Below are 7448 nucleotides of genomic sequence, written 5' to 3' on the forward strand. Positions count from 1 at the left end.
TAGCCGTCCTGCCGCCCTCCCATGCCGATTATCATGTTTCTGAGGCTCTGGGCGCAGAAGTCCATGACCCAGCCCATCTCGACGCGGGTCGGGTCGATGTCGAGTCTCCTCATCTTCGTGAGCCGCTCCAGCTGCTCGTCATTATAATTGCGTTCATGCTGCATGCGCGCTGTCAACGCGACCATCGCCAGGTTATGGGCGTTCATGATGTCGTTGATATCGCCGGTGAGCCCCAGAGAGAACTCGGTCATCGGAATCAGGAGGGAGTTCCCTCCGCCGGCTGCCGTGCCCTTCACGTTCATCGTCGGACCGCCTGAGGGCTGGCGCAGCGCACCGCCGACGTTCACGCCGCGCTTGCCGAGACCTTCCATCAAGCCGCATGACGTGGTGCTCTTGCCTTCTCCGAGAGGGGTAGGGGTTATGGCCGTCACCTCGATATACTTGCCGTCGGGGTTGTTCTTGAGACGGTTGATGACCTTGAGGAAGTCGACCTTGGCGAGGCGACCCATCGGCAGCATTTCGTCCTTCTGCAGTCCCAGTCGGTCACGCCATTCTTCAGGGGTAGGCATCTTCTTTTCCGCTTCTTCGGAAATCTGCCAGTCAGCTAGTTTCGTCGCATCAAACGGCATCTTTGAATCCTCCTTCTTTCTCATGATGAAGTATCGTAGCCGAAGGCTCGGCCCGCGTTTAAGAACCGGATACGCTGTTATAAGCCATGCCGCAGAAACGACGCGACTCGTAACAGAATCTTATGGACCTTAAGAAACGGAGTATTATATAGGGAAGGGTTACGTTTAGTAAACCTCTATTTTGACCGCGCAGACCTTGAACTCCGGTATCTTGCATATGGGGTCTGTCGCGGTGTTCGTGAGGACATTGGCGGCCGCCTCCCTGTAATGGAAGGGGATGAATATGAGGCCCTCCTGAGGTCTGTCGGTTATCTTCGCCGCTATCTCTATGGCGCCCCTCCGGGAAGTTACGGTTATCTTCTGGCCGTCCCGAATCTTCAGCCTCTTCGCATCTTCGGGGTTCATCTCGGCGTAAGGTTTCGCGACGGACTCGATCGCCGATGTCCTTCTCGTCATGCCGCCCGTATGGTACTGAAAAAGCTGTCTTCCCGTAGAGAGGATGAACGGGTACTCATTGTCAGGGAGTTCTGCGGAGGGCCTGTATGGTACCGCCGTAAATCTGCCCTTCCCCCTGGGGAAACCATCCTTGAAGAGATAGGGCGTACCCGGATGATCGAGGGCCGGACAGGGCCACTGAAGCCCCTTCTTCTCTATGCGGCCATAGGTGATGCCAGCCAGTGGCGGCCAGAGGCTGCCGATCTCCTGAAAGGCTTTTTCCGTGAAACGGTAATTCATCGCGTAGCCGAGTCTCCTCGAGAGTTCCGCGATTATCCACGAGTCCTCTCTCGCCTCACCGGGAGGATTCACCGCCTTCTTCACTTTCTGGACCCTCCTCTCGGTGTTGGTAAAGGTACCGTCCTTTTCGGCGAAGGAAGCTGCAGGGAGAACGACGTCGGCCAGTTCGGCCGTCTCTGTAAGAAAGATGTCCTGGACAACGAGGAAATCAACGTTCTTCAGCGCCTGCACCGTGTGGTGCTGGTCTGGGTCGCTCAGGACCGGGTTTTCGCCCATGATATACATCGCCTTGATGTTACCGCGTGACGCCGCATCGATCATCTCGGTTGCTGTCAGACCGGGCTTGGGAGAAAGCTTTACGCCCCACGCCTTTTCGAATTTGTCCTGAATCGACGGAATATCGACCTTCTGGTAGCCGGGGTAGACGTTCGGAGCGCAGCCCATGTCGCTCGAGCCCTGGACATTGTTCTGTCCCCTCAGGGGATTCACCCCCGCATGCTCCTTGCCCAGGTTTCCTGTCAGGAGCGCGAGATTCGCTATCGAAAAGACGTTATCCGTGCCGTGGGTGTGCTGAGTCATACCCATGGTGTAATATGTCCCGGCGCGCTCCGAACGAGCATAGAGTAAGGCCGCCTCCCGTATCTTCTCCTTCGGGACGCCGGTAATCCTCTCCCCGACCTCGGGTGTGAATTCAGCTATGGAACCTTTGAAGGCTTCGAAGTCCTCTGTCAGCTTATCGATGAACTCACGGTCTTCGAGGCCTTCCGCCAGTATCACATGCATCATCGCATTGAGGAGCGCCACATCCGTTCCCGGCCTCTGCTGGAGCCAGAGGTCGGCGAACTTCACGAGGTCGATCCTCCTCGGGTCCGCAACGATGAGCTTCGCTCCCTTCCTCTTCGCCTTCTTCATCTTCAGGCCGATGATCGGGTGCGTCTCCGTGGTGTTCGAGCCGATGACGAAGAGGAGCCTGTTGTCTTCTATCTCGGGAATCGAATTCGTCATCGCGCCTGAGCCGAATACCGTGGCCAGACCGGCCACCGTTGCGCTATGTCAGAGCCGGGCGCAATGGTCGATGTTGTTCGTCCCGATCACCGCCCTCATGAACTTCTGGAAGAGATAGTTCTCCTCATTCGTGCAGCGCGCGGACGAGAGCCCTGCCATGGCTTCGGGGCCGTGCGCATCCTTGATGGAACGGAACCGCTCCGCGATATAATCGAGCGCCTCGTCCCATGAGGCCTCTTCGAAATTTCCGTTCTTCTTGACGAGGGGTCTCCTCAGACGGTCGGGGCTGTTCAGGAAACTATATCCAAACCTGCCCTTCACACAGAGCCAGCCCTCATTCAGGGTACCTTCCCTCGAATCTACCCTTATGACCTGGTTCCGGCTGACATGGAGGGTGAGGCTGCAACCGACACCGCAGTAAGAGCAGGTCGTGTCGACCTCCCGAATATCCTTTTTTCTCCCCTTCTTCTTCCAGGACTTGCCGGTGAGGGCCCCTGTCGGGCAGACCGCGACGCACTGGCCGCAGAACTCGCAGTCGAGGTCTCTCTCGAAAGGCGTGCATATCTTTGCGTTGAATCCCCGGTAGCCGAAATCTATCGCGCCGACCCCTTCCACTTCATCGCATACCTTTACGCATCTCCCGCACATGATGCATTTTTCGAGGTCCCTTTCGATGAAGGGGTTGCCGTCCCGCTTCGTGTATATCCTTCTCTCGCCCCCAAAGCGGTTTTCCCGTATTCCATAGAAGTAGGCAAGTTCCTGAAGGGTGCAGTCGCCCGCCCTTTCGCAGACCATGCAGTCATTCGGGTGGTCTGAAAGGATGAGTTCGAGCACCGTCTTTCTCAGGTCTTCAATCTGAGGAGTTGATGTCGTGACCTCCATTCCGTCTGTCACCGGTGTCGTGCATGACGTGACCGGCCTTGGAATACCTTTTATCTCGACGATGCAGAGCCTGCAGCCGCCGAAGGGGGTGAGTTTCGGATGATGACAGAGAGTCGGTATCGGGATATCCATCATCCTTGCCGCTTCGAGAACCGTCGTTCCCTCGTTAACTTCGCCAACCGTTCCGTTTATCGTAATCTTCACCATGGTCACTCCCTGCCTACCGCTTTGAATTTGCATACCTCAAAACAGGCCCCGCGTTTCACGCATGGGGCTTCTTCTTCTCGCCTGTTATCGCACCTGCGGGGCATGCCTTCATGCAGGCACCGCAGCCACGGAGACTCCCTCCCAAACCTTTTTTATGATAACACGCTGAATCTGCGAAAGGAAACAGCAGGAAGGGCTCTCGTCGAGTCATGATGAAGAACTACGGTCAACCATGCCTCTTCGTGACAACGGAGGATTTATAGGATAGAATTAGAGTATGAATGAATGTGAAAAGGGAATGGAACCTGCTCAAACGCAGGGATTCCGTTCCGGCACGACGGAGAAATCATCCTGCGCCCTCGGAGGTTTATGATGGAGGATAACACTCTGCACCCCAATCTGCCGCTTATTCAGGACGCCGATCTCAACGGAAAGGTGGTTCTCGTCCGCTTCGACCACAACGTCGTCAAAAAGGGGGAGGTGCGCGACCCATTCAGGATCGACCGGACCATCGGGACACTCTTTAATATCGTAGAAAGGGGAGGAAGGCCGATACTGATGTCTCACGTGGGCAGACCGAAAGACAAGAAGACCGGGGCGATACAGTGCCGTGCCGACGAGTCCGTCGATCCGATAGTCCAGTACCTTGAGCAGAAGCTTCATACGCGATATCACATTCCTAAATTCCCGGTAGATTCCGAGAGGGGAATAACGGGGCTCGACACCTCAATAAACCTCGCCATCCGCGAACTCAGAGAACGCCGGATCGGCGGCATCTATCTCCCGAATACCCGATGGTTTTTCGGAGAAGAGTCCGAGGGAGAGAGGAGAGGGGATTTTGCCCTGCAGCTCGCGGGATTGGCCGACATCTACGTCAACGACGCCTTCGGTTCATGGCAACCCCATGCCTCAACCTATGATATAACCCGCCTCCTCCCGTCTTATGCCGGCTTCCTCATGCAGCAGGAGATCGCAAACCTCGGCAGGGTACTCGATCCGGAAAGGCCTTTCCTCGCGGTCGTTGCAGGGGCAAAATACGATACCAAGATAAAACCGCTCTACGCGATATACGAGAAGGTGGACCGCCTCATCCTCGGTGGAGTCATCTATAACGCCTTTCTCTGCGCGAAGTATGACGTAAGGATGAAGGGAGTTCCTGAGGACGACATATCCCTCGCCCGTGAACTCGTAGAAAAGGATAGGGTACGGAGAAAGATCGTCGAACTCCCGGACATTGTCGAATCGGATACCCTCGAAGGCAGATTTGAAGGCAGATACCGGACGATCTCCGTTCGGGATTTCAGACCCGGCAACTCCTACGGGTATATCCTCGATATCGATCCCTTGTCTTTTGAAGACGGTGCCGTGGTTCAGGCGATGGGGACTGCAAAGACCATATTCGTGAATGCGGTGATGGGATATACCCCGCACTTCACCTCCGGTTCTCAGGCCCTGGACCATACGATAGACGGCAACAGTGCCGCGATGAAGATGTACGGCGGCGGCGACACGCTCCAGGAGTTCAAGAGCCTCTGTCCGGGGCTCTACCTCTCTGTCATCGACAATTCGAACTATTACTTCTTCACCGGGGGGGGCACGGTGCTGACGGCGATAGAGCAGGGCAGCCCCTATGGTCTCAAGCCCGTCCTCGCCCTCATGGAGGCGAGGAGGAGGACAAACAGATGAGACGTTTTTTCGATCAGGGGAGAAGGAGGGAAAAGAGATGAGAAAGCTGTTATGGGCCGGTGGAGTGCTTATCGCTTTCATTCTTGTCCTGTTGCTCGGGTTAAGCCTCTTTGTAAAGAGCTACCTGAAGAGCGAGAAACTCAAGGCGCTCATTATTCCGCGGGCGGAGGAGTTTACCGGCAGAAAAGTGAATATCGATGAGATCCGTGTCTCCCTTTTCAAGGGAATTGTCGTAAAAGGCATCGCCCTCAAGGAACGGAACGGAGAAACGGATTTCATTACGGCAAAGGAATTCATTCTTGATTACCGCCTCATGCCCTTATTGAGAAAGCAGCTCGTAATCAAGAGGATTGAACTCGATTCCCCCTCCCTGTCAGTGAAAAAAGAAAAGGGCGGGAAATACAATTTCAGCGACATTATCGAAAGAAGCGAGGAGAAGAAGGGTCCGCCGGAGCCGGAGAAAAAAGAAACGGAGTTCCCTCTCTCGCTCGTCACTGACAGGATATCGATACGGGACGCAAAGGTGGCATTCACGGACGATACCAAGGAGCTTCCCGATGTGACTGCAAAGGCTGATGTGGACATCGCGGTCTCGGGAGGAAAGAGTTTGAAAGAGATCACGGCGACGGGAGATCTCAACCTCAAGGAATTGCATGCGGTTCTGAACGGGGTGTCTTCGACCACATCGGGCAAGGTAGCGGTGAAGCAAGAGGAGATAGGGATAAACCTCAGTACCCGCATCGGTAACGATACGATAACGCTCTCGGGGAAGGTCAGGGATTACCTGAAGTCACCCGACGCGGCGATCGACGTCTCGGCAAAGGAGGTCGATCTCGAAAGGCTGATGGCGTTAAGCGGCGGAAAGAAGGCTGCGAAGGCACCGGTACAAAAGAAGGGTCCGTCTTCGGCAAAGGGCGTGCAGGGAAAAGGAGGCGAAACGAAGATGACGGCGTCAGGAACGGTTACAGTCGATACCGCCAGATACCAGGGGTATATCGTGAAAGGCTTCAGCCTGAAGTACCGTTACCGGAATGACGTCATGACCATGGAACCCATCCAGATGCAATTTTCCGGGGGTGACAAGGCAAAACTCGCGGGGGTGTTCAAAGGGGATATGCAGTTCAGATATCCGTCGGAAGGCGCCGACACCGTAGCAGCGATAAAGAAGACGGTCACCGGCAAGGGAACGCTCGACATGACCCAGTGTGAGGTGAAACAGTCGAAGATAACAGACGGCATCGCGCTCATCACCGGTCTCAGCGAACTGAGAGCGCTGCGTTTCGACAGCGGCCAGTTCCGGTTCACGATGAGAGATGAGAAGGTTTTTCTTCAGGGGAATATGAAGTCGAGCCATGTCGTTCTTAATCCTGAGGGCACGGTCGGTTTTGATGAACAGATGAATATCCTGACGGACCTTAAGCTGTCGCCTTCCCTTGCGTCGAAGCTTCCGACCGCGCAGTTCACTGGATACATGAAAGACGAGAATGGATGGAGCGTTGTGCCCCTGAAGATTACCGGGACTACCGAGAAGCCCTCTGTCACGCTGAATACCGCTGCCCTTCAGAAACAGGTCGGGAAGGGAATTCAGAAAGAGATAGAGAGGCAGCTCCTTGGAGAACCCCCGCAGAAGTCGGGTGAGCAGCAGCAAAAGGGTAAATCGCCTCAGGATATGTTTAAGGGGATTTTTGGAAAATAATCCGAGCCTGTCCCCGACAGGAGGAGCTTTCTTTACAAATGATTAAGAGAAATACCGGAAGTTACAAGGAGGTGTCATATGCCGTTCATTGAATATTCTGGAAGAAAGGTCATGGTAGACGATGAGGGGTTTCTCGCTAATCCCGATGACTGGGATGAGGATCTCGCCAATGCACTCGCGAAGAGGGAAGGCGTTGATGGACTCACGAAAGAGAGGGTCGAGATCATAAAGTTCATGAGGGAATACTACAAACGGTTTAACGCCTTTCCGATCCTTCGCGGCGTCTGCATGCGGGTCCACCTTTCAAAGGACTGCTACAGTGAAGAATTCATCGACCCCCTCAAGGCTTGGAAGATAGCGGGTCTTCCGAAACCCGATGAGCATGTCGTCGCCGAGATTCAGGGAGAGGGGGGGGTGGTCTGAAAGACGAGGTTTTCGTCACTTCAGCCTGAAGAGAAAGGGTATGCCCTCAGCTGCGGGCGCTCGCTTCAGTTCGTCCTTGAGGGACATCCTGACGATCACCTTATCGCCTTTCAGGATATAAGAGACGTCGAGGACATCGGGATATCCGGAGTGTAGGGGAGCGTAGAGCGGCCTCACCTCATAAC

Annotated in this window: 5 protein-coding genes; 3 read left to right on the plus strand and 2 right to left on the minus strand. The window is 54.9% G+C overall.

Going from position 1 to position 7448, the window contains the following annotated elements:
* Positions 1-629, minus strand: a 629-nt coding sequence (locus tag VEI96_00450; protein HXX56450.1) for a formate--tetrahydrofolate ligase, incomplete at its 3' end; no start/stop codon positions are given.
* A gap of 165 nt (positions 630-794) precedes the next feature.
* Entirely contained in the window at positions 795-3458 is a 2664-nt protein-coding gene (fdhF, locus tag VEI96_00455; protein ID HXX56451.1) for a formate dehydrogenase subunit alpha, read from the minus strand.
* Positions 3459-3827: 369 nt separating this feature from the next.
* On the opposite strand from fdhF, the gene VEI96_00460 reads away from it, so the two are divergent.
* From VEI96_00460 to VEI96_00470, 3 genes are all read left to right on the plus strand, one after another.
* Positions 3828-5144 (plus strand): phosphoglycerate kinase, encoded by a 1317-nt coding sequence (locus VEI96_00460; protein ID HXX56452.1) that lies wholly within the window; start codon positions 3828-3830, stop codon positions 5142-5144.
* A gap of 37 nt (positions 5145-5181) precedes the next feature.
* Positions 5182-6840: an AsmA family protein gene (locus VEI96_00465; protein ID HXX56453.1), complete on the plus strand. Its 1659-nt coding sequence runs from the start codon at positions 5182-5184 to the stop codon at positions 6838-6840.
* Positions 6841-6918: 78 nt separating this feature from the next.
* A complete protein-coding gene (locus VEI96_00470) occupies positions 6919-7263 on the plus strand; it encodes a TusE/DsrC/DsvC family sulfur relay protein (GenBank protein HXX56454.1) in 345 nt (114 codons plus the stop codon).
* Positions 7264-7448: the final 185 nt, after the last annotated feature.

It is taken from the genome of Thermodesulfovibrionales bacterium (assembly GCA_035622735.1).
Classification (GTDB): Bacteria; Nitrospirota; Thermodesulfovibrionia; order Thermodesulfovibrionales; family UBA9159; genus DASPUT01.

What these genes read in the sequence shown, in the direction of transcription:
- VEI96_00470 (HXX56454.1), top strand. Translation starts at nt 6,919, where the DNA reads ATGCCGTTCATTGAATATTCTGGAAGAAAGGTCATGGTAGACGATGAG.
- VEI96_00465 (HXX56453.1), top strand. Translation starts at nt 5,182, where the DNA reads ATGAGAAAGCTGTTATGGGCCGGTGGAGTGCTTATCGCTTTCATTCTT.
- VEI96_00460 (HXX56452.1), top strand. Translation starts at nt 3,828, where the DNA reads ATGATGGAGGATAACACTCTGCACCCCAATCTGCCGCTTATTCAGGAC.